The sequence below is a fragment of the Sulfuritalea sp. genome (assembly GCF_031426875.1).
In the GTDB taxonomy this organism is placed as follows: domain Bacteria; phylum Pseudomonadota; class Gammaproteobacteria; order Burkholderiales; family Rhodocyclaceae; genus Sulfuritalea.
In genome coordinates this window covers 155,229-177,219 of sequence record NZ_JASJPC010000008.1, presented here as the reverse complement: position 1 = coordinate 177,219, position 21,991 = coordinate 155,229, and the positions used below count along the sequence as shown (strand labels likewise).

17 protein-coding genes and 1 tRNA gene are annotated in these 21,991 nt (G+C 65.1%); 15 read left to right on the top strand and 3 right to left on the bottom strand.

The features are described 5' to 3' along the window. Positions 1-27: 27 nt before the first annotated feature. Both RMO95_RS04445 and RMO95_RS04440 read left to right on the top strand, forming a co-directional pair. The gene (locus RMO95_RS04445) at positions 28-1,185 is read left to right on the top strand and encodes a UbiH/UbiF family hydroxylase (RefSeq protein ID WP_310449383.1); all 1,158 of its coding nucleotides are present in this window, start codon (positions 28-30) and stop codon (positions 1,183-1,185) included. Positions 1,186-1,218: 33 nt separating this feature from the next. Next, complete coding sequence (locus RMO95_RS04440) at positions 1,219-1,899, top strand: DsbC family protein (RefSeq protein ID WP_310449382.1); 681 nt, start codon at positions 1,219-1,221, stop codon at positions 1,897-1,899. Here the strand turns inward: RMO95_RS04440 and RMO95_RS04435 are convergent. Continuing rightward, positions 1,896-4,031, bottom strand: a complete 2,136-nt coding sequence (locus RMO95_RS04435; protein ID WP_310449381.1) for a cache domain-containing protein — start codon at positions 4,029-4,031, stop codon at positions 1,896-1,898. The genes RMO95_RS04440 and RMO95_RS04435 overlap by 4 nt on opposite strands. Continuing rightward, on the bottom strand, positions 4,019-5,491 hold the full coding sequence (locus RMO95_RS04430; protein WP_310449380.1) for a sigma-54 dependent transcriptional regulator: 1,473 nt from the start codon (positions 5,489-5,491) through the stop codon (positions 4,019-4,021). The genes RMO95_RS04435 and RMO95_RS04430 overlap by 13 nt, the downstream gene beginning before the upstream one ends. Before the next feature lie 238 nt (positions 5,492-5,729). Here RMO95_RS04430 and fdnG point away from each other — a divergent pair, with 238 nt between their 5' ends. The 11 genes from fdnG to RMO95_RS04375 all read left to right on the top strand — a co-directional run bounded on the left by fdnG (position 5,730) and on the right by RMO95_RS04375 (position 17,453). Further along, complete coding sequence (gene fdnG, locus RMO95_RS04425; protein ID WP_310449379.1) at positions 5,730-8,792, top strand: formate dehydrogenase-N subunit alpha; 3,063 nt, start codon at positions 5,730-5,732, stop codon at positions 8,790-8,792. Between the two features lie 12 nt (positions 8,793-8,804). Beyond that, the gene (gene fdxH, locus RMO95_RS04420) at positions 8,805-9,692 is read left to right on the top strand and encodes a formate dehydrogenase subunit beta (RefSeq protein ID WP_310449378.1); all 888 of its coding nucleotides are present in this window, start codon (positions 8,805-8,807) and stop codon (positions 9,690-9,692) included. Further along, positions 9,689-10,312, top strand: coding sequence for a formate dehydrogenase subunit gamma (locus tag RMO95_RS04415; protein WP_310449377.1), 624 nt, complete (start codon positions 9,689-9,691; stop codon positions 10,310-10,312). Before fdxH ends, RMO95_RS04415 begins: the two co-directional genes overlap by 4 nt. Positions 10,313-10,383: 71 nt before the next feature. Continuing rightward, on the top strand, positions 10,384-11,307 hold the full coding sequence (gene fdhE, locus RMO95_RS04410; protein ID WP_310449376.1) for a formate dehydrogenase accessory protein FdhE: 924 nt from the start codon (positions 10,384-10,386) through the stop codon (positions 11,305-11,307). 65 nt (positions 11,308-11,372) lie between these two features. Next, entirely contained in the window at positions 11,373-12,809 is a 1,437-nt protein-coding gene (gene selA, locus RMO95_RS04405) for an L-seryl-tRNA(Sec) selenium transferase (protein ID WP_310449375.1), read from the top strand. Next, on the top strand, positions 12,806-13,330 hold the full coding sequence (locus tag RMO95_RS04400) for a TlpA family protein disulfide reductase (RefSeq protein ID WP_310449374.1): 525 nt from the start codon (positions 12,806-12,808) through the stop codon (positions 13,328-13,330). The genes selA and RMO95_RS04400 overlap by 4 nt, the downstream gene beginning before the upstream one ends. 17 nt (positions 13,331-13,347) lie before the next feature. Next, a complete protein-coding gene (locus RMO95_RS04395; RefSeq protein ID WP_310449373.1) occupies positions 13,348-14,445 on the top strand; it encodes a transglutaminase-like domain-containing protein in 1,098 nt (365 codons plus the stop codon). 24 nt (positions 14,446-14,469) lie between these two features. Next, on the top strand, positions 14,470-16,416 hold the full coding sequence (gene selB, locus RMO95_RS04390) for a selenocysteine-specific translation elongation factor (RefSeq protein WP_310449372.1): 1,947 nt from the start codon (positions 14,470-14,472) through the stop codon (positions 16,414-16,416). 11 nt (positions 16,417-16,427) lie between these two features. Continuing rightward, positions 16,428-16,523, top strand: a tRNA-Sec gene (locus RMO95_RS04385). 5 nt (positions 16,524-16,528) lie between these two features. Next, on the top strand, positions 16,529-16,957 hold the full coding sequence (locus RMO95_RS04380) for a glycine cleavage system protein H (protein ID WP_310449371.1): 429 nt from the start codon (positions 16,529-16,531) through the stop codon (positions 16,955-16,957). A 109-nt stretch (positions 16,958-17,066) separates the two neighbouring features. Further along, on the top strand, positions 17,067-17,453 hold the full coding sequence (locus RMO95_RS04375; protein WP_310449370.1) for a DsrE family protein: 387 nt from the start codon (positions 17,067-17,069) through the stop codon (positions 17,451-17,453). A gap of 35 nt (positions 17,454-17,488) precedes the next feature. On the opposite strand, the gene mobA is transcribed toward RMO95_RS04375, so the two are convergent. After that, complete coding sequence (mobA, locus tag RMO95_RS04370; protein ID WP_310449369.1) at positions 17,489-18,088, bottom strand: molybdenum cofactor guanylyltransferase MobA; 600 nt, start codon at positions 18,086-18,088, stop codon at positions 17,489-17,491. Between the two features lie 702 nt (positions 18,089-18,790). Here mobA and RMO95_RS04365 point away from each other — a divergent pair. After that, entirely contained in the window at positions 18,791-19,393 is a 603-nt protein-coding gene (locus RMO95_RS04365; protein ID WP_310449368.1) for an ORF6N domain-containing protein, read from the top strand. A 717-nt stretch (positions 19,394-20,110) separates the two neighbouring features. Next, complete coding sequence (locus RMO95_RS04360; RefSeq protein WP_310449367.1) at positions 20,111-21,457, top strand: hypothetical protein; 1,347 nt, start codon at positions 20,111-20,113, stop codon at positions 21,455-21,457. Positions 21,458-21,991 lie beyond the last annotated feature (534 nt).

Here is a 21,991-nt window from a genome sequence, read left to right as displayed (position 1 = left end):
CAAGCGCCGGTAGGCGACAATTGCGTCATGAATTTCGATATCGTGATTGTGGGTGGGGGGCTGGCGGGGCTGGCGCTGGCGGCGGCCTTGCGCCGCTCGTCCCTGTCGGTGGCGCTGGTCGAAGGGCGGGCGCCGGTGTTTGCGGAAGACTGGGATACGCGCATCTATGCCATCAGTCCGGCCAACGCGCGCTTCCTCGATGAATTGGGTGCCTGGCGCCATCTGGCGGCGGAGCGCATGGAAGCCGTGCGGGCCATGGAGATACACGGCGATGCCGGCGGCCGGCTGGATTTCACGGCTTATGGCAGCGGCGTCTCGGAGCTGGCCTGGATCCTCGAATCCTCGCTGATGCAGCGCGAGCTGTGGGAGACCGTCAAGCGCCAGGGCAATCTGACCCTGCTCTGCCCGGCGCGCCCGCAAGCCCTGACGATAGGCGCCGAGGCGGCGCAACTGACCCTTGCCGACGGCCGCAGCCTTGCGGCGCGACTGGTCGTGGCGGCCGACGGCGCCGATTCCTGGACCCGCGCCGCGGCGGGCATCGACGTGCGTTTCGACCCTTACGACCAGCTCGGCGTGGTGGCCAACTTCGCTACCGAACTGCCGCACCGCGACACGGCCTTCCAGTGGTTCCGCCAGGACGGGGTGCTGGCCTGGCTGCCCTTGCCGGGCAATCGCATATCGATGGTCTGGTCGGCCGCGCAAGACCCTGGGCGCGAACTGCTGGCGCTCGAACCCGCTGCGCTGTGCGCCCGCGTTGCCGAAGCGGGCGGGCAGCGCCTGGGCGCGCTGGAACTGCTGACGCCGGCGGCCGGCTTTCCCTTGCGCCTGATGCGCGCGCCGCGGTCCGTGGCGCCGCGCCTGGCACTGATCGGCGATGCGGCGCACACGATACATCCGCTGTCCGGCCACGGCATCAACCTGGGCTTCCAGGATGCGCAGGTCCTGGCCGGCGTGCTGTGCGACAAGCCCGGCCATGTGGATTGCGGCGACCTGGCCCTGCTGCGCGGCTACGAGCGGGCGCGCAAGGAGGAAGTGGTGACTTTGCAGACGCTGACCGACAGCCTGCACGACCTATTCGGGCCCGCTGCGGGCTCACTGAGGCGTCTGCGCAATTTCGGATTGAACCTCACCAATACATTGCCGGTCGTAAAGAACCTGCTGGTCCGCTATGCGCTCGCGTCCTGAAGCAAGGGCGTCCCGAATTTCCCTGGAGAACTCATGAAACTATCTTTGCTGGCCGCCACCCTGGCCTGTGTGTCCCTCGCCGCCTTCGCTGACGAGGCCGACGTCAAGAAGGCCGTCGAAGCCAAGCTGGGCAAGGTCGAAAAAATCGTCAAGGCGCCCATGGCGGGGATCTGGGAAGTGACGGTAGACGGCCAGATCTTCTACGCCGACGACAAGGCCACCTACCTGATTTTCGGCAATCTGCTGGACATGAAGACCGGCAGGAACATCACGGCGGAGCGCCAGTTCAACGCCCTGCCCCTGGAGTTGGCGGTCAAGCAGGTGCGCGGTTCGGGCAAGAACGTCATGGTCACTTTCGAGGACCCGAACTGCGGCTATTGCAAGAAGCTGGCGAAAGACCTCATGACGCTGAAGGACGTGACCGTCTATACCTTCCTGCTGCCGGTGCTGGGCGACGATTCCTACGAGAAGTCGAAGGCGATCTGGTGCGCGCCGGACAAGGCGAAAGCCTGGGTCGACTGGATGACGGCCGGCAAGGCGCCGCCTGCCGCACCGGCCAAGTGCAATACCGCCGGCCTCGACAAATCCGCCCAGCTCGGCGGCAAGCTGCGCATCAACGGCACGCCGGCGATTTTCTTTGCCAGCGGCGAACGCGTCGGCGGCTATATCCCGGCAGCGGAAATCGAGAAGCGTTTCAACCCCACGGGCGGCTAGGCGGCCTGGGCTTCATTCGGCAGCCACACGGTAAACACCGAGCCGCCGGCCGGCGGGCTATCGCTTTGCGTGCCGGGAATTCCGCTACGCGGGCTGGTGCTTTGCATGCCAGGGCTACCGCTTCGCGGGCTGGCAACCTCGATGCGGCCGCCATAGCGCTGCACCAGGCCCTGGCTGACCCACAGGCCGAGGCCGGTGCCGTCGCTGGTCTTGGTGGTGAAAAAGGGATCGAACAGGCGCTCGCGGATTTCGGGGGCAATGCCCGGGCCGCTGTCGGCAACGGCGACATAGCCGCCCGGGATGCCGTTTTCCTCGCGGTCGCCGGTGGTCAGCAGCAAGGTGCCGCCCCCGGGCATGGCCTGCAGGGCATTGACGATGAGGTTGATCAGCACCTGCTGCAATTCGTTGCGGTTGATCGTCACCGGCCGCGTCGCCGGCGTCACCTGCACCACTTCGACGCAGGTCTTCTTCAACTGGTGCGCCACCAGGACCAGGCTGTCCTGCACCACCTGATCGAGGCGCACCGGTTCCAGATAGCCGGCGTATTCCGCCGGCCGGGCGAACTGCAGCAGCTTGGTCACGATCAGGCGGATGCGGAACACCTGGTCCTGGATCAGGCGTATCTCGGCGAGTGCCGGTTCGGCGGCGGCGCCCAGGGTTTCGCGCAGCACGTCCAGATTGCCCTGGATCACCGCCACCGGATTGTTGATCTCGTGCGCCACGCCGGCAGCGAGCTGGCCGATGGCGGCCAGCTTTTCCGACATGACCAGACGCTGCTGAGCCGAGCGCAGCGTCTGGTTGGCGGCCGCGAGTTCCGCGGTGCGTTCGGCCACCTTGCCGTCGAGTTCGTGGCCCCAGCGTTGCAGCGCGTCCGTCTGGGCTTCGAGCCGGTCGAGCAGGCGGTCGAAGTGCGCGGCCAGCTCGGCCAGTTCGTCCGCCTCGTCGATATCCGGCGGATGGGCGCCGACCCGCGCCTCGATCCGGCCCGCCTCGATGGCGCTCATGGTGCCGTGCATGCGCCCCACCGGTTGCGAGACGTGCCGCGCCAGGCGCAGCGAGACGAACGCGGCCACCGTCACGGTGAGCACGAACAGCAGCGCCACCGCCGCCAGCGCCAGCCACCGCGCATGCTGGAACGGCGCCTCGAGGAAACCGACATAGAGCATGCCGACCCGCTTGCCGCCACTGTCGACGATCGGTTCGTAGGCAGAAACATACCAGTCGTTGACCACGAAGGCGCGGTCCAGCCAGGTGCGCCCCTGGTCGAGCACCGTGTTGCGCACGGCTGCCGAGACGCGGGTGCCGATGGCGCGCACGTTCTCGAACAGGCGGACGTTGGTGGCGATCCGCACATCGTCGAGAAACAGGGTTGCGGTGCCGATGCTGCCGAGCGGCAGGGCGCCTTCCGGATAAACGATATCGTTGATGCGGTCGACGAAGTCGAGATTCTTGTTGAGCAGCAGGCCGCCGACCAGCACACCGGTGCCGACGCTGCCGTCGCGGGTAGCAACGGCAACCGGCGCGGCGGCGTGCATCACCATGCCGCTGGTCTCCTCCGTGCGTTGCGTCGCCCGTGCATTGCGGGTGGCGATCAGCGGCGTGTGCGCCTTGGCGGTCAACCCCGGGTCAATTTCGGCAAGCTGGGCGGCATTGAATATATCCACCTCGGCTTCGGCGTGGCCTGACAGTGCGCGGCGCAGGATCGGCCAATCGCCGTAGCGGCTGCCCGGCGTCGGGCCGCTGCTGGCGGCGCGCACGCGTCCCTCGCCGTCGAGCAGGATCAGGAAATCGATCCCGAGCTGGCGTCGCATCTCGCGCAACAGCTCGCCCAGCGCCGCGGGACTCGACCGCTCGCGCAAGGCGCGGGCAAGCCTCTCCGAACCGGCAAGGGCCTCGACGCGACGGTCGAGAACGTCCTTGACCTGCCGGAAATAACCGTGGGCGACGGCCAGGTCGCTCTGCACCTTGGTAATCAGCAGCCGGTCGTAATACACCGCGCCCCAGCCGGCGAGGATGCCGATCAGGATCGGCACGGCGACCAGGAGCGGCCCCAGTCCCAGCGCCAGCAGCTTGAAGCGCAGCGAACCGCGGAAGCGCGCGCCCAGCCTGGCGAGAATTCCTAGACTCCCCACGCCGCGCACTTGCGCTCGAGCGTCTTGCGCGAAACCCCGAGCCGCCGTGCCGCCTCGGACTTGTTGCCCTTGCAGGTTTCCAGCACGCCGAGGATGTGGCGGCGTTCGATGGCGGCCAGCGAGTCCTCGCCGCCGGCGTCGGAAGTGATGCCTTCGGGGTAGCCGGAGACGGCATCCCCCGCGGATGGCGCCACGTCGCTTTGCGTACCTGGGATGCCGCTTCGCGGCCAGGTAACGGCGCCTGCCTCTTCATCGGGCACAAAATCGTCGGCGCAGTAGCCAAGTATCAGCGAGCGTTCGACCAGGTTCTTCAGTTCGCGCACATTACCCGGCCAGTTGTAGCGTCGCAGGCGCGCGATCACTGCGGCATCGCAGGTGAATTCGGATACGCCAAGGCGTGCCGACAACTGCCCGATGAAATAATGGACCAGGTCGGGCAGGTCGTCGAGACGGTCGCGCAGGGGTGGCATCAGCACCTCGACCACCTGCAGCCGGTAGTACAGGTCGCGGCGGAAGCGTCCGGCGGCGACCTCGCCCAGCAGGTCGCGGTTGGTCGCGGCGACGACGCGCACATCCACCGGCACTTCCTGTTCCGAGCCCACCGGGCGCACCTTGTGCTCCTCCAGCACGCGCAGCAGCTTGGCCTGCAGCGTCAGCGGCAGTTCGGAAACTTCGTCGAGAAACAGCGTGCCGCCACGGGCGTAATAGAACAGGCCTTCGCGGCCGGCGGCGGCGCCGGTGAATGCGCCCTTGACGTGGCCGAACAGCTCGGACTCGATCAGTTCCTCGGCGATTGCGGCGCAGTTGATCGGCACGAAGGGACCGGCATTCTTCCCGCTGCCGCGCAGGCTCATGCGGTGCAGGGCGCGCGCGGCGAGTTCCTTGCCGGTCCCGGATTCGCCATGGATCAACACCGTCGACGGGGTCGGCGCGATGCGCTTGATGCGGGCGCAGACATCGCGGATGGCCCCCGACTGGCCGACCATGCCCTCGACGCTGTCGTCGCGCTGATCCAGTTCGCGGCGCAGCACGAAGTTCTCGCGCCGCAACGAGGAGCGCTCGAAGCAGCGCTTCACCGCGTTCAGCATCTGCGCCACGGAGAAGGGCTTGAGCAGGAAGTCGGCGGCGCCGGCGCGCAAGGCGTCGATCGCGGTTTCGAGATCGGCATAGGCCGTCATCAGCACCACGTCGCCGGCAAAGCCCTGGTCGCGCAACTGGTGCAGCCACTCGACGCCCGAGCGGCCGGGCAGCGCGATGTCGAGCACGATCAGGTCGAAGTGACGCCGGCTCAGCAGTTCCGCCGCTTCCTCGACGCTGCCGGCGGTGGCCACCCAGCCGCAGCGCCGGGTCAGCGAACGGTGCAGAAAGCTGACCATGCCCGGTTCGTCGTCGACCACCAGCACCGACTGGTGCTGCCATGGCGAAAGCTCAGCCGTCGCGACCGCAGGAACGGAACTCAAACTTGTCTCCTCGCTGGATTTAATTTTGTATGTCGCCAATCATCGTCAATTCGACGTGGCTTGGCAATCAAGCTTTGTCGGCGCGACAAATTGTCCCACTTGTCCCGATATGGCGTGGACATTTTGTCCAGTCGTGATTGCTGCAACGCGGTAAGTGTTTGAGCTTTCGAATAGTGATGAATTGGCGCGTTAATTGCGTTGGTTGACCGCTGGCATACAAACAAGGAGGAGTCAAAAAATGCAAGTCTCACGGCGGCAGTTCTTCAAGGTCTGCGGCGCCGGTCTGAGCGGGTCTTCCATCGCACTGATGGGATTCTCGCCAACATCGGCCCTGGCGGAGGTGCGCAGCTACAAGCTGGCCCACGCCACGGAAACCCGCAATATGTGCCCCTACTGCTCGGTCAGTTGCGGGGTCCTGATCTACACCACGGGCGACAAGTCCAAGAACGCGAAGGCGGACATCATCCATATCGAGGGCGATCCGGATAATCCCGTCAATCGCGGCACGCTGTGCCCGAAAGGCGCGGGTCTGATGGACATGGTCAAGAGCCCCAACCGGCTCAAGTACCCCGAAGTGCGCGAAGCCGGCAGCAGCGAGTGGAAGCGCATCTCCTGGGACGATGCCATCAACCGCATCGCGACCCACGTCAAGAAGGATCGCGACGCCAACCTGATCGAGAAGAACGCCGACGGCGTCACGGTCAACCGCTGGAACACCACGGGTTTCCTCGCCTCGTCGGCCGCCGGCAACGAAGCCGGTTACCTGACGTCCAAGATCCTGCGCAACCTCGGAGTCGTCGCACTCGACACGCAAGCACGTATTTGACACGCCCCCACGGTATCCAGTCTGGGTCCGACATTTGGGCGTGGTGCAATGACCAATCACTGGGTCGATCTGAAGAATTCAGACCTGGTGATCGTCATGGGCGGCAATGCCGCCGAAGCGCATCCCTGTGGTTTCAAATGGGTCATCGAAGCGAAGAAGGACCGCAAGGCCAAGCTGATCGTGGTCGATCCACGCTTCACGCGCTCGGCCTCCGTTTCTGATTTCTATGCGCCGATTCGCGCCGGTTCCGATATTGCCTTCCTCGGCGGCGTCATCAACTACCTGCTGTCGAAGGACAAGATCCATCACGAATACGTCAAGAACTACACCAACGCCGCATTCCTGATCGACGAAGGCTTCAAGTTCGACGACGGCCTGTTCTCCGGCTACAACGCCGAAAAACGCAGCTACGGCAAGGACACCTGGAAGTACCAGATGGGCAAGGACGGCTTTGCCATGGTCGATCCGACCCTGCAGGACCCGAACTGCGTGTTCCAGCTGATGAAGAAGCACTACAGCCGCTACACGCCGGAACTGGTGAGCAAGACCACCGGCACGCCGCAGGATGCCTTCCTCAAGATCTGCGAAATGATGGCCGAGACCTCGGTGCCCGACAAGACCATGACGATCTGTTATGCGCTGGGCTGGACCGAGCATTCGGTCGGCTCGCAGAACATTCGCACCATGGCCCTGATCCAGCTGCTGCTCGGCAACATGGGCATGGCCGGCGGTGGCATCAATGCGCTGCGCGGGCACGCCAACGTGCAGGGCATCACCGACATGTGCCTCTACTCGGAAGTGCTGCCGGGCTACCTGTCGGCGCCGACCGACGCCGATGTCGATCGCAAGACCTATCTGGAGAAGCGCACGCCGAAGGCGCTGCGGCCGAACCAGATGAACTTCCCGCAGAACTTCCCGAAGTGGTTTACCAGTCTGCAGAAGGCCTGGTACGGGGCGGCGGCAACCGACAAGAACGACTACGGCTACGACTGGCTGCCGAAGAAGGATGCCGCCTATGACGTGCTGGCGATCTTCGAGCGCATGCACCAGGGCAAGATGAACGGCTTCTTCTGCCAGGGTTTCAACCCGCTGGCATCGGTGGCGAACAAGAAGAAGGTGGGCGATGCGCTGGCCAAGCTCAAGTTCCTGGTCATCATCGATCCGCTGGCCACCGACACCTCGGAGTTCTGGAAGCCGCATGGCGAGTTCAACGAGGTCGATCCGAGCAAGGTCCAGACCGAGGTGTTCCGCCTGCCGGCCAACCTCTTCGCCGAGGAGACCGCCAGCTTCACCAATTCCGGCCGCGTCATCCAGTGGCACTGGAAGGCCGCCGACGGTCCCGGCGAATCGAAAGGCGACATCGAGATTCTGGCCGCGCTGTTCCTCAAGCTCAAGGCGATGTATGCCAAGGACGGCGGCAAGCTGCCCGAGCCGATTCTCAACCTGACCTGGCCCTACCGCATCCCGGCCAAGCCGTCGTCGGCAGAGCTCCTCATGGAAATCTCCGGCAAGGCGCTGGGCGACGTCTTCGATCCGAAGGACAAGACCAAGGTCATCGTCAAGGCCGGCGACCAGGTGGCCGGCTTCGCGCAGTTGCGCGACGACGGTTCCACCTCCTGCGGCAACTGGATCTACAGCGGCTGCTGGTCGCAGGCGGGCAACCTCACGGCACGGCGCGACAACTCCGATCCTTCGGGACTGGGGCAGACGCTGAACTGGGGCTTCGCCTGGCCGGCCAACCGGCGCATCATCTACAACCGCGCCAGTTGCGACCTTTCCGGCAAGCCCTGGGATCCGAAGCGCACCGTGATCAAGTGGACCGGCACCGCCTGGGGCGGCAACGACGTGCCCGACATGCGGCCCGACGCGGCGCCCGACGAGAACGTGATGCCCTTCATCATGACGCCGGAAGGCGTGGCGCGGCTGTTCGCGCCGGCCATGGCCGACGGTCCCTTCCCCGAGCATTACGAGCCCTTCGAAACGCCGCTGGACAAGAACCCCTTCCATCCCGGCAATCCGAAAGCCACCAGCAATCCGGCGGCGCGGGTGTTCAAGGGCGACATGGAAACCTTCGGCAAGGCCAAGGACTTCCCTTATGTGGCCACCACCTATCGCCTGGTCGAGCACTTCCACTTCTGGACCAAGCACTCCCGGATCAACGCCGTGCTGCAACCCGACCAATTCGTCGAGATCAGCGAGCAACTGGCGCAGGAGAAGGGCATCGCCACCGGCGACAAGGTCAAGGTGCGCAGCAACCGCGGCTTCATCAAGGCCGTGGCGGTGGTCACCAAGCGGATCAAGACGCTCGACGTCGACGGCAAGAAGATCCATACCGTCGGCATTCCTATCCACTGGGGCTTCAAGGGGGTTACCAAGCCGGGCTTCATCACCAACACGCTGACGCCTTTCGTCGGCGACGCCAATTGCCAGACGCCGGAATACAAGGCGTTCCTGGTCAACATCGAGAAAGTGTGAGGAGATAGCTAAATGGCACTACAAAGCTTAGATATCGCCCGCCGCTCGGCGACGACCACCCCGGCACCCGGCGTCCGGCAGACCACGGAAGTGGCCAAGCTGATCGACGTTTCCACCTGCATCGGCTGCAAGGCCTGCCAGGCGGCGTGCATGGAATGGAACGACATCCGCGACGAAGTCGGCGTCAACCACGGCGTGTACGACAATCCGATGGACCTGACGGCCAAGTCGTGGACCGTGATGCGCTACGCCGAAGTGGAAGAGAAAGGCAAGCTGGAGTGGCTGATCCGCAAGGACGGCTGCATGCATTGCGCCGATCCGGGCTGCCTCAAGGCCTGCCCGGCCCCCGGTGCCATCATCCAGTACGCCAACGGCATCGTCGATTTCCACCAGGAAAACTGCATCGGCTGCGGCTACTGCATCACCGGCTGTCCCTTCAACATCCCGCGCATCTCGCAGGAAGACAACAAGGCCTACAAGTGCTCGCTGTGTTCCGATCGGGTGGCCGTCGGCCAGGCTCCGGCCTGCGCCAAGGTGTGCCCGACCGGCGCGATCCAGTTCGGCTCGAAAGAGCAGATGAAGGATTACGCGGCGAAGCGTGTGGTCGACCTCAAGTCGCGCGGCTACGACAAGGCGGGGCTCTACGATCCAGCCGGTGTGGGCGGCACCCACGTCATGTACGTGCTGCACCACGCCGACCGGCCGGAGCTCTACAAGGGCCTGCCCGCAGACCCCAGCATCAGTCCGCTGGTGTCGCTGTGGAAGGGCTTCGCCAAGCCGCTGGCATCCGTGGCCATGGCTGCCGTGGCACTGGGCAGCCTGTTCCACTACGTCATGAAGGGTCCGAACGAGGTCAGCAAAGAGCTTGAGGATGAACTGGAGAAGGAGGACACAAAATGATCCGCAATCCGAAAGACCTTGCACGCTACGACGCGCATGAGCGGGCCAATCACTGGCTGGTGGGCATCTGCTTCATCCTGCTCGCGCTGTCCGGCCTGGCCTTCTTCCATCCGGCCTTCTATCCGCTGACGCAATTGTTCGGCGGCGGGGTCTGGGCGCGCATCCTGCATCCCTACATCGGCGTGATCATGGCGGTGGCGTTCATCGTCATGTTCTTCCGTTTCAGGGCGCTCAACGTCATGACACCGGCGGACAAGGAATGGCTCTCGCGTGCCGGCGAGATGATGAATGGCGACGACCACAACATGCCGGAACAGGGCAAGTACAACGGTGGGCAGAAGGCGATGTTCTGGGTCATGGCGCTCTCCGTGCTGCTGCTGTTCGTCTCCGGCATCTTCCTCTGGCGCGCCTATTTCAGCCTGCCGGTGGATGTGGTGCGCCTTGGCGCAGTGGTCCATGCCGCGATCGCCGCGATCATGATCGCGATGATCTTCGTGCACGTCTATGCCGCGCTGTGGGTCAGGGGAACGGTGCGCGCCATGGTGTACGGCACGGTCACCCGCGCCTGGGCCAAGCAGCATCACCGGGCGTGGTATCGCCAAGTCACCGGCAAGTCCTGAACCGGCGGTCAGCCGCAGCGGCAAACCCGCGGGCTTCGGCCCGCGGTTTTTTATGTAAGACTCTCCCCACCATGAATGCACCTACCCAAACTCCCGTGATCCCGATCAAGTCGAGCAGCGAACCGCCGCATGTGATCGCCCCCGCCGCCGCAAGCGTTTTCGCCACGCGCGCGCAGCGCTTCGATCAGCTCGCCGCCGGCCACAGCTTAAGCGACTGGCTGCACTTTCTGGCGGCCATCACTCGCGCGCAGCACCAGGCGCTGCAAGTGCTGCCGCCGTTGACGCTGCCCGCCGCGGCAGCGCTGGCGCTGGCCCGCGAGCACCGCATGCCGCTGCTGCCGGCGCAGTCCTGGCCGCGCGACCCGGCCTGGCGCAACTGCCTGCTGCAGATCATCGCCGCCGTCTCCCCGGCGGCGCCGGAACCCGCCCGCAAGGATCTGGCGCGGCTCGCCGCCTATGATGCGAAACGCATCGAGGCGCTGGCCGAGCGCGTGCTGCATACCGAACTCTATGGCGACGATGCTGCCCTGCTGCCCTATGTCGCCGCCGCCCTGCAAGTGCTATGGACCGCCGGCGCGGCGCGCCTCGGCGCTGCCCAGATCGCCGCGCTCGACGTGCCCGGCGTCTGCCCCTGCTGCGGCTTCCTGCCGGTCGCCAGCGTGGTGCGCGGCATCGGCGAGGTCGGCGGTCTGCGCTACCTGCACTGCGCCCTGTGCAATACCGAATGGAACCTGGTGCGCGTCAAGTGCTCCGCCTGCGACGCCACCGAAGGCATCAGCTACCGCCACCTCGAAGCCGAAGGCAAACAGGGCGCGGGGGCCGTGCGCGCCGAAACCTGCGATTCCTGCAAGAGCTACCTCAAGATCGTCTATACCGAAAAGGGCCCGGTCGATCCGGTTGCCGACGACCTTGCCACGCTGGCCCTCGACATCCTGGTCGACGAAGCCGGCTATGCCCGCAGCGGGCCCAACCTGCTGCTGGTGCCGGGCGGCTGAAGCACGCGGGCGGCAGGATGCTTTAGAATCAATCCATCGCGTTTCTGCCCGGTTCGGGTGAAATCATGAATCCACTTTCGCAACTTCCTTCCGTCGACCGCCTGCTGTCCGCGCCGACGCTCGCCGCGCTGGTCGACGCCCACGGTCATGCCGTGGTCACCGGCGGCATCCGCGCGGTGCTCGCCGCGGCGCGCGGCGAAATCAGGCAGGGTGCGCCGCTGCCCGACGACGCGGCGCTGATCGCAAGAGTTGGCGCTGGCGTGACGGCGGCAATGCGCCCGAAATTGCGCCCGGTGTTCAACCTCTCCGGCACCGTGCTGCACACCAACCTCGGCCGCGCGCCGCTGCCCGAGGAGGCCGTGCAGGCGCTGATCGCCGCCGCGCGTGCGCCCTGCGCGCTGGAATACGACATCGAGTCGGGCGGCCGCGGCGACCGCGACAGCGTGGTCGATGGGCTGCTCTGCGAACTGACCGGCGCCGAAGCCGCGACGGTGGTGAACAACAATGCCGCGGCGGTGTTCCTGCTGCTCAACACCCTGGCGCAGAAAAAGCAGGTGATCGTTTCGCGCGGCGAACTGGTCGAGATCGGCGGCGCCTTTCGCGTGCCCGACATCATGAGCCGCGCCGGCGCCAAACTGGTCGAAGTCGGCACCACCAACCGCACCCATCTCAAGGATTTCGCCGAAGCGCTGGCGGCCGGCGCTGCGCGCACGGCGATGCTGATGAAGGTCCACGCCAGCAATTACGCGATCCATGGTTTCACCCATGCCGTGCCGGAAGTCGAACTCGCCGCGCTGGCGCATCAACACGGGCTGCCCTTCGTCATCGACCTGGGCAGCGGCACGCTGGCCGACCTCACGGCCTATGGCCTGCCGCACGAGCCGACCGCGGCCGAGGCGATCGCCGCCGGCGCCGACCTCGTCTGCTTCTCCGGCGACAAGCTGCTGGGCGGGCCGCAGGCCGGCCTGCTGGTCGGGCGCAAGGATCTCATCGCGAAGATCAAGAAGAACCCGTTGAAGCGCGCGCTGCGCGTCGGCAAGCTGACGCTGGCGGCGCTCGAAGCGGTGCTGGCGCTTTACCGCGACCCCGCGCGGCTGCACCTGCGCCTCACCGCGCTGCGCCAATTGACGCGGCCCGAGGCCGAAATCGCGGCCCAGGCGGCGCGCCTGCTGCCGGCGCTGCAGGCGGCGCTGGCGGAACTTCCGGTGACGGCGACGATCATCCAGCTGGGATCGCAGATCGGCTCCGGCTCGCTGCCGATCGACCGCCTGCCCTCGGCCGGCTTCGCCATCCGGCCGCAGGCGCGGCGCGGCGGCGTGCTGAACCGCATCGAGCGCGGCCTGCGCAGCTTGTCCAGGCCGCTCATCGGTCGCATCGAGGACGGTGCCTTGCTGCTCGATCTGCGCTGCCTGGAGCTTGGCGAGGAATTCGAGTTCGCGGCGGCGCTGGCGGGCTTGCCCGCGGTGCTGGCCGCACAGGCCGCACAAACGGAGACAGCATGAGGCGACGAGGCCTGTTCCTCCCTGCGATTGCGGCGCCGCTGGTCTGGCTGCTGCTGCAGTCGCCGGCGTTCGCTGCCGACAGCGCCGTGCTCAAGCCGGTCGCGCCGCGCAGCGTGCCGGCCGGCGCGGACCGGCGACTCGCGCAGTTGCTGGCGCAGCACCGGGGCAAGCCCGTGCTGATCAACTTCTGGGCCACCTGGTGCGAACCCTGTCGCGAGGAAATGCCCGCGCTGGCCAGCCTCGCCACGCGCTGGCAGGCGCAGGGCCTGACCGTGCTGACCGTCGCCGTTGCCGACAATGCCAAACGGGTGGAGGAGTTCCTCTGGGAAACCCTGCCCGAAAAGCAGACCTTGCCGGTGCTGCACGACCGCGAGCAAACCATCAGCCGCGCCTGGGACGCACGCGTGCTGCCGACCACCGTCGTCCTCGATCGCCGCCATCGCGTTGTCCTGCGCGGCCAGGGCGCCATCGACTGGGATGCGCCCGCCATAGACAAGCAACTAACAAGACTCATCCACTAATCCCCCCGGAGAAAACCATGGACCGACGTGCTTTCATCAAGACCGCCGCACTTTCCGCGGCAGCGTTGTCCGTACCGCGCTTTGGCTTAGCCGCTGGCGGCTTCAACCCCGACCCGGCCAACGGCTGGCGCGTGTTCGAAGTCACCAGCCGTCTCGAACTCTCGGCAGCCAGCGGCGCGCCGCGCGCCTGGCTGCCGCTGCCCGCCGTCGACGATGCCGCCTGGATAAAGCCGATGGGCAACCTCTGGCAGGGCAGCGCCGCCGCCGTGCAGCAAGTGCGCGATCCGGCCTATGGCTCGCAGATGCTGGCCGCGCAATGGGATGCCGGCGAGCCCGCGCCGCTGCTGGAAGTCGTGAGCCGCTTCGCCACGCGCGACCGCGCCATCGATCTGGCCCGGCCGGGCAAGGTGGCCGACCTCGACCGCGCCAGCCGCGCGCTCTATACGCGCGCCACCGAACTGCTGCCGACCGGCGGTATCGTGCGTAAAACCGCGGTGGAAATCACCAAGGGCGCCAGGAGCGACCTCGACCAGGCGCGGGCGATCTACGAATGGGTGGTGGACAACACCGAGCGCAATCCGAAGACCAAGGGCTGCGGCACCGGCGACATCCGCGCCATGCTCGAAACCGGCAACCTCAGCGGCAAGTGCGCCGACCTCAATGCGTTGTACGTGGGCCTGGCCCGCGCCATCGGCCTGCCGGCGCGCGACGTGTATGGCGTGCGTGTGGCCGATTCGCGCTTCGGCTACAAGAGCCTGGGCAAGAGCGGCGACATCAGCCGCGCGCAACACTGCCGGGCCGAGGTCTGGCTGGCGAACTTCGGCTGGGTGCCGGTCGATCCGGCCGACGTGCGCAAGGTGGTGCTGGAGGAAAAGCCCGGTCTTACGCTGCGTGACGATGTCGTGGTCGCCGCGCGGCAAAAACTCTTCGGCGCCTGGGAGATGAACTGGCTGGCCTACAACTTCGCCCACGACCTCAAGCTGCCGGGTTCGAGCGGCGCGAAGGTCCCCTTCCTGATGTATCCGCAGGCCGAGAACGATACGGGCCGGTTCGACAGCCTCGACCCCGCGAGCTTCGTGTACAAGCTGAGCTCGAAGGAAGTCACGGCCGCATGATTGTCGTGAAATGATTATCGGCACATGATTATCGGAACTGCGGGTCACATCGACCACGGCAAGACCACGCTGGTGAAGGCGCTTACCGGCGTCGATGCCGATCGCCTGCCGCAGGAGAAGGCGCGCGGCATCACGCTCGACCTCGGCTATGCCTACGTCCCCCAGGCCGACGGTTCGGTGCTCGGCTTCATCGACGTGCCCGGCCACGAGAAGCTGGTGCACAACATGCTGGCCGGCGCCACCGGCATCGACTTCGTGCTGCTGGTGATCGCCGCCGACGACGGCCCGATGCCGCAGACGCGCGAGCACCTGGAACTGCTCGACCTGCTCGGCCTCCATCGCGGCGCGGTGGCGCTGACCAAGTGCGATGCGGTCGATGCCCCGCGCATCGCCGCGGCGCGCGAAGAGATCGAGGCCCTGCTGGCCGGCACGCGCCTGCAGGGCAGCCCGGTGTTCGCGCTGTCGGCGACCACCGGCGCGGGCGTCGCCGAGCTGCGCGCCCATCTCGACGCGGCGGCCGCCGCGCACCCGGCGCGCCGCGCCACGGGCCGCTTCCGCCTCGCCATCGACCGCTGCTTCACGCTGGCAGGGCTGGGCACGGTGGTCACCGGCACCGCCTTCTCGGGAAGAGTTGGCGCTGGCGACACGGTGAACATCGCCCCTGCGCAACGCGGCAGTCATGGCGGAATCAGGGCGCGCGTGAAAAGCCTGCATGTGCAGGATCGTCCGGCCACTCACGGCCAGGCCGGCGAGCGCTGCGCGCTGGCGCTGGCCGGCGATTTCGAAAAGCAGGACATCGAGCGCGGTATGTGGGTCGTCGAACCCGCCGCTGCGCGCAGTTTGACGCGCTTCCAGGCCGAACTGCGCGTGCCCGCGACGCAGGCCGCGCTCAAGCACTGGACGCCGGTGCATGTCCATCTCGGCGCCGCCGACATCACCGGCCGCGTCGCACTGCTCGAAGGCGACCTGCTCGCGCCCGGCGCCACTGCGCTGGCCGAAATCCTGCTCGACCGCGAGACGCTGGCGGTGCGCGGCGACCGCTTCGTGCTGCGCGACGCCTCGGCCCGCCACAGCATCGCCGGCGGGCGCGTGCTCGACTGTTTTCCGCCGACGCGGCACAAGCGCAGCCCGGCCCGGCTGGCGCTGCTCGCCGCGCTGCGCGACGACGATCCGGCGACGAGCCTGCATCTGCTGGCCGGACAATCGGCTGCCGGCGTCGATCTCGAGCGCTTCGCCGCCAACTGGAATCTGGCCGACGACGCGGCCGCGGCGCTGTGGCAGGCGGCCGGCCTGCGCGTGGTGGAGAGCGGCGAGGAGCAGATCGGCTTCGCCGCAGCCTGCTGGCAGGCGCTGGGCGAACGCCTGCTGGCGGCGCTTGCCACCGAACACCTGCGCGCCCCCGACATGGTCGGTGTCGAGCGCGAGCGCCTGCGCCGGCTGACCCTGCCGACCCTGGCGCGCGCCGCCTTCGACGCGCTGGTGGCCGAACTGCTCGGCGCGGGAAGGCTGAGTGCCTCCCGCGCCTGGCTGCATCTGCCCGAGCACCGGGCCAGTCTCGCCGCCGGCGACCGCGAGCTGTTCGCCGTGCTGAAGCCCCTGCTCGATGCCCAGTCCCTCGGCCCGCCGCGGGTGCGCGACGTGGCGCGCGATTCGGGCACCGCCGAGGACGTGGTGCGCCAGTTGTTCCGCCGCCTGGCGCGGGCCGGCGAGCTCTATCCGGTGGCGCACGACCATTACTTCACCGCAGAAGCGGTGGCGCAACTCGCCGCCATCGTCGCCGAGCTCAACGCCGAAAAGGCCGCCGCGCGCGCCGCCGATCTGCGCGACATTATTTACCGCGATGGCGGCGGCGGACGCAAGGTGGCGATCCACATCCTCGAATTCTTCGACCGCATCGGCTACACTCGCCGCGTCCGCGACGAGCACCTGTTGCGAAGCCGCGACACCCCTCCGGAGTGGCTGTCACGATGATGTTCAACAACGGAAGAGAACGTTCCCCGGTGGGGCGGCCGGTCTTCAAAACCGGCAGGGGTCGCCATGCGGTCCCTGGTGGGTTCGACTCCCGCTCTCTTCCGCCAGTCTCATGAGCCCGACCTTTCGCGGCGCCGTGCCCGACGGCCTGCTCTACCATCCGCAGTACGACATGTGGGTGAGGCGCGAGGGCGCCGAGGTGGTGATCGGCGCCAGCGCCTTCGGCATCTTTCTCGCGGGCGAGATCATCGGCTTCACGGCCAAGCCGAAGGGCGCCGAAGTGGCGCTGGGGCGCGGCCTGGGCACGGTCGAATGCGCCAAGACCGTGCTCGCCGTGCATGCGCCATTGTCGTTGGTGCTGCTGGAAGCCAACGAGGCTGCCGAGGAGCGTCCGGCCATGATCAATCGCGACCCCTATCATGCCGGCTGGATGGTGCGCGGGCGGCCCCTCGCCTGGGAGGCGGAGCGCGCCGGCTTGATCGATGCGACCAGTTATCGCGAGCACCTGCGGCGCAGCGAACCCGACGCGGAGTTCCTGTGAGCGGCCCGCACGGCCGCCCGAAGGGGCGCCATCCCATATCCGGAGCCGCGCAGCGGCGAACTGCCGTCACCCCCTGCCTCGGGCTGGGGGCTGGGGGGAGGGTAGTCCTGTGAACCCACGGCGCAGCAAGCTCGCCATCCTGCTCTGGTCGGCCACGCCGGAGCGTCCGCAGCTCTGCGCCACGCCCTTCGTACACGCCGCCGCAGCGGCAGCCTTCGATTGCGAAGTGGAAATTCACTTCGCCGGCCCGGCCGTGCGCCTGCTGGTGGCCGGCGTCGCCGATGGCCTGCGACCCTGGCCGGAGAGCGAAACTTCGATCTACAACATGATGCGTCAGGCGGCAAACCTCGATGTCAGCTTTCGCGCCTGCGCCATGGCCATGGGCGCGCTGGTCGCCAAGGACGAAGCCTTGATTCCGGAGTATGCCGGCACGATAGCCGCCAGCGCCTTCGTCGATCGTGCGCTCGATCCGGAATGGGCGACCCTGGTCTACTGAGTTCGCGTTGTACCGCTTTCCTGCTTCGTTGCCGCCTAACGTCGGCCCAGTTGCTCCAGCTCCTCGGGCGTATTGATATTGGCGAAGGCCGCCATGTCGTCGAAATCGACCGCGATGCTGCCAACCTCGGCGAGCCAGGTTTCCATCCTGCGGCCGCCGCCCTGCAGATAGGCTTCGAGCGCAGGCAGCAACTCGCGCCGCAGCAAGGCGAACACCGGCTGCAGCCGGCCGTCGCAGCGCGCCACGGCAAGCCGCGCGCCGCTCACGGCGGCAGCGGCCGCGAGCCGGCGGGCGAGGTCCAGCGGGAAATACGGCGAATCGCAGGGCACGGTCAGCAGCCAGGGTGTCGTGCTCGCCAGCAAGCCGGCATGGATCCCGGCCAGCGGCCCCGAAAAGCCGCCGATCTCGTCGCTCACCACGGGTAGTCCGTAGGCCTGCCACCGATCGAGATGGCGATTGGCGTTGATCAGCAACGCGCCGACCTGGGGCCGCAGGCGCTCCAGCACCATGCTCGCCATCGGCACGCCGTCGAGGGCGATCAGCCCCTTGTCCGCGCCACCCATGCGCCGCCCCATGCCGCCTGCCAGCAGCAGGCCGGTGATGTCGGCAGTCGGAATCGCTAACGGGTTTGACATAGCGCTATTGTGAACTTGGTTTGGACTGTTTGTTCGGCAGGGATGCTCGGCACCGGCGGATTGTCGCACTGCGCCGGGGTCAAACAGGTGGCCGGTGCTGATCCCGCGTTCCGGCGGTGCCGAAATGGGTCGTGGCGCCGTCTTGATCGGCCGCGCTGGCAACCAGCGCTTCCTGGACGTCAACGATCCGCAAAGGATCGATTACAACGCCTGATTGGCTCAAGAGTTGGCGCTGGAGACACGGCGACGTATCCCTCCGGCGAATGTGAATCCGTCACCCCGGCGCAAGCCGGAGTCCAGGGCCATGCCCCTGCCCCGGTGGACCGGGCGCGTCGCCGTCCCTGACTCGCCGGCCTGCGGCTCCCCTCGCTGCGGGGCCGCGCCAGGCCGCTGGCTAAACTCGCTTCTCGCTTTGCGCGCCTGAACGCCGCTGCGCGGGACGGCGTCGGACAACGCCAGCGGAAATCTCCTGGCACGGCTCCTCGCTCGGCGGCTCATAAGGGCCGCCGCCGCGCCCGCCCCGCCTGCGCCTCAGGCTTGCGAGCGGCATGGAAGGGGGCTAAGCTGGCGTCATTTCGTCGTGTGCGATGTTCGTGCGATACCTGCGATCAGCGCCGTTCTGAAACAGCGAAGGCCACCAATGAACAATCCAGAACCTCTGATCAACGGTGAATGGCGGGCGGCGGAGCTGGAGAGCGTCAAGTGAGCACCGGGCAAGCCGCTGCTCCGCTGCAATCATTGATCGGCAGCCGCATCGTCGTGCTGCGCGAGCAGCGGGTGATGCTCGACAGCGACCTCGCCGAACTCTACGGCGTGGAAACCCGCATCCTGGTGCAGGCCGTCAAGCGCAACCTCGATCGCTTCCCCAGCGACTTCATGTTCCAGATGGAGAATCAAGACCTTGCGGCTTTGAGATCACAAATTGTGACCTCAAACACCGGGCGCGGCGGTCGTCGTACCGCGCCCTATGCCTTCACCGAGCAAGGCGTCGCCATGCTCTCGTCGGTACTCAACAGCCCGCGCGCCATCGTCGTCAATATCGAGATCATGCGCACCTTCGTGCGCGTGCGCGAACTGGCGGCCATCCACGGCGATCTGGCCGCGCGCTTGAACGAACTCGAAGAAAAGACCGAGGCTCTGTCGATGCGGCACGATACCTTCGCGCAAAACACCCGTGCGCAGTTGAAGCAAGTATTCGAGGTCATCCGCCAGCTCATGACCCCGCCCGATCCGCCCAAGCGGTCGATTGGATTTGTGACGGAAGACAAGGCCAGCAAGAGCAATGCGGCCAAGGGCAAGAGATGAGTGCGGAAACTTCGCCGTGTCGCCATCCGCAACGGCTTCATCAGCGCCAACTCTTACCGAAGAGGCCACACTCCGACCGCTGTGGTTCCGGTAATCGTGCTATTCACGGCGATGCGAATTCAATTCGAGCACGGCCCCTTTGATTGCGCCTGATTGGCTCAAGAGTTGGCGCTGGCGACACGGCGATGCATCCGTCAACCCGGCGCAAAACGGCGTCCAGGCTTTTTTCCAGCCCCGGCGGACCGGCCGCGTCGTCGCCCCTGAACGCCGGCCTGCGGCTCCCCTCGCTGCGGGGCCGCGCCAGGCTGCTGGCTAAACTCACTTCTCGCTTTGCGCGCCTGAACGCCGCTGCGCGGGACGGCGTCAAACAACGCCAGCGGAAAACTTCTGGCACGGCTCCTCGCTCGGCGGCTCATAAGGGCCGCCGCCGCGTCCGCCCCACCTGCGCCGCGAGGCTTGCGAGCGGCATGGAAGGGGGCTAAGCTGGCGTCATTTACTCGTTCGTCCAGGTCGCGCAGTACATGCGATAGCCAACACAAATGCCTATCTATGGAAACTACTGCTATGCCTGAATATGGGAACTCGGCGATTGTCATGTGCGCATTTGGATTGCCAAATCCGGACACAAGAGTCTGTATCTGGGCATTTGTAATGGCCTACATTTCAGGTTATGCGTCTCTACGTTGCTATCTTTTGGATGCGTTTTAGGTAATTGCCATGCCGAAAAGGAAGACGAAAGCGCCTATTCAATATTCTGGTTTTGTTCTGACATTTGAGCCAGAGCGAACCCAGTGGCTCGCAGAACGCCTCCATTCGGGCACAGAGCTTACAGAATCATTCTCCGCACTCGACTGGTCATTTGAGCGGAGAGAATTGGTCTTGCTTGTGCTAAACGCTGCGCCTATCTCAATATCTGCGATCGCACTGATGGAACGAATGCATGGCAGCGGCGGTTCAGGAAAACTAAAAATGCGAATGTCGAAGATGGTTGTCTTCGATGAGCCAGTTACAGATTCGGAATTTCTTGTTACTGACCTGCATTCGGTGGTCTGTACTCCTGAAACTTTAAAGCGAACTGAACCGACTACCTGGGACGCCTTGATCGTTGAGCTTTGTCGGGCTCGCCCAAAGTCCGCTGAAGCAGTTGCACAGCTCATTTCTTCGCGTGAGACAGAACGCCGCATATTGGGCCAATCAAACCGTGTCGAACGACTGAATGAGCAACGTGACGGACTTGGCCTGACACTGGATATCGCACAACTTGATCGCGCATCCGTGATGAAGGCGATGAAAGTTGACAACATTGAGAAGGCCAATTCAATCCTTGATTTGCTGGATGCCTTGCCAATTCAGGAACGAAGTCTTCTTGAGCATGATGCAAGAGTTTTCAACTTATTGCTCGGACCACAAGCTTCACACTCAGCGGTGTTCTCGGATGGTTCAGATCGCTCAGTACGTGTTCACGTAGTGGATAAGACAGACCTCGAAACCGTACTCGGCATCGATCTAATTATCTACAGCACCTGCTACGAGAACTTTTTGCTCCTGCAATACAAGAGGATGGCCAAAGGGGGTGAAGGATGGGCATATCAAGTTAGTCCATCATCCAATCTCCATTCACAGCTAGGCAGCATGGCCGCCTTTCGTGCTGCCACCAAAACGATATCGGCCTCCCCATGTTCTCCGACAATCTGGAGCTATCGCCTTAACGATGAGCCTTTTTACTTTAAGTTTTGCGAGCAGTTCCGTCCAGATGCGCGAGATGACAGCCTAGTTCCAGGAATCACATTATCGGAACCCCATTTAAGGGAGTTCCTCACTGTGCCAGAGGCCATCGGGGTTAAAGGTGGGCTGTCAGTTGGATATCACAACTGCCCGCGTTACTTGAACAATACCGAGTTTATCCAACTCGCAAGAGTCGGCTGGATCGGCGCAGGGCAACAGTCGGTAGCATTACTAAAGAAGGTACTCGAAGCAAACAAAAAAGGGGGGCGAGCGGCGATGCTTGCTGTAATCGACACCCCAAAAGGAAAATCAGCATCAGGCCGAGCGAGAAAGAAATAGATGTTCTGTCATTTTTGAGCGACGCATAACGAATAGCGTTTATCCGCCGCTGAGGGAGAGTGAGTCGAGCACGGAGGGTCATTGCGGCGGATAGACGCTATTCGTTGGGCCTCTTATCACATGACAAGGCAACGCTCACTGGCTTCCGAAATTCATAGCTACTTCCGGTCGGTATTCCGCCTTACAAACCCCGACTTTCTGCACCGTTACGCTTTTTGACTCAGCAAAGGAGTACTGAAATGGAAAGGTTGTTTCGGGTCTACATTCACACACAAGGCGATGAAAGCGTCCGAGAGCTTGTTGTTACTGCTTCGGATGAGAAGCAAGCGCGTGAGCGAGCGCTGGATCACGTCAAAGCAGCTAACCAAGGGAAGGGTGATCGGACAAAAGCACAATCCGAAGTACTGACTGAGATTCTTGTAGTCAGGCCAACGAGCCGACCTCATTGCCTCATGATTCATAGCATCCCCGCCGCTGTCGTAGATCGCCTTTAAGGCAAATCTATGCAATTGTCACCCAGAGGCCCAACCCATC

Coding starts and splice junctions, on each gene's coding strand:
- RMO95_RS04445 (WP_310449383.1), top strand. CDS start 28: ATGAATTTCGATATCGTGATTGTGGGTGGGGGGCTGGCGGGGCTGGCG.
- RMO95_RS04440 (WP_310449382.1), top strand. CDS start 1,219: ATGAAACTATCTTTGCTGGCCGCCACCCTGGCCTGTGTGTCCCTCGCC.
- fdxH (WP_310449378.1), top strand. CDS start 8,805: ATGGCACTACAAAGCTTAGATATCGCCCGCCGCTCGGCGACGACCACC.
- RMO95_RS04415 (WP_310449377.1), top strand. CDS start 9,689: ATGATCCGCAATCCGAAAGACCTTGCACGCTACGACGCGCATGAGCGG.
- fdhE (WP_310449376.1), top strand. CDS start 10,384: ATGAATGCACCTACCCAAACTCCCGTGATCCCGATCAAGTCGAGCAGC.
- selA (WP_310449375.1), top strand. CDS start 11,373: ATGAATCCACTTTCGCAACTTCCTTCCGTCGACCGCCTGCTGTCCGCG.
- RMO95_RS04400 (WP_310449374.1), top strand. CDS start 12,806: ATGAGGCGACGAGGCCTGTTCCTCCCTGCGATTGCGGCGCCGCTGGTC.
- RMO95_RS04395 (WP_310449373.1), top strand. CDS start 13,348: ATGGACCGACGTGCTTTCATCAAGACCGCCGCACTTTCCGCGGCAGCG.
- selB (WP_310449372.1), top strand. CDS start 14,470: ATGATTATCGGAACTGCGGGTCACATCGACCACGGCAAGACCACGCTG.
- RMO95_RS04380 (WP_310449371.1), top strand. CDS start 16,529: ATGAGCCCGACCTTTCGCGGCGCCGTGCCCGACGGCCTGCTCTACCAT.
- mobA (WP_310449369.1), bottom strand. CDS start 18,088: ATGTCAAACCCGTTAGCGATTCCGACTGCCGACATCACCGGCCTGCTG.
- RMO95_RS04360 (WP_310449367.1), top strand. CDS start 20,111: ATGCCGAAAAGGAAGACGAAAGCGCCTATTCAATATTCTGGTTTTGTT.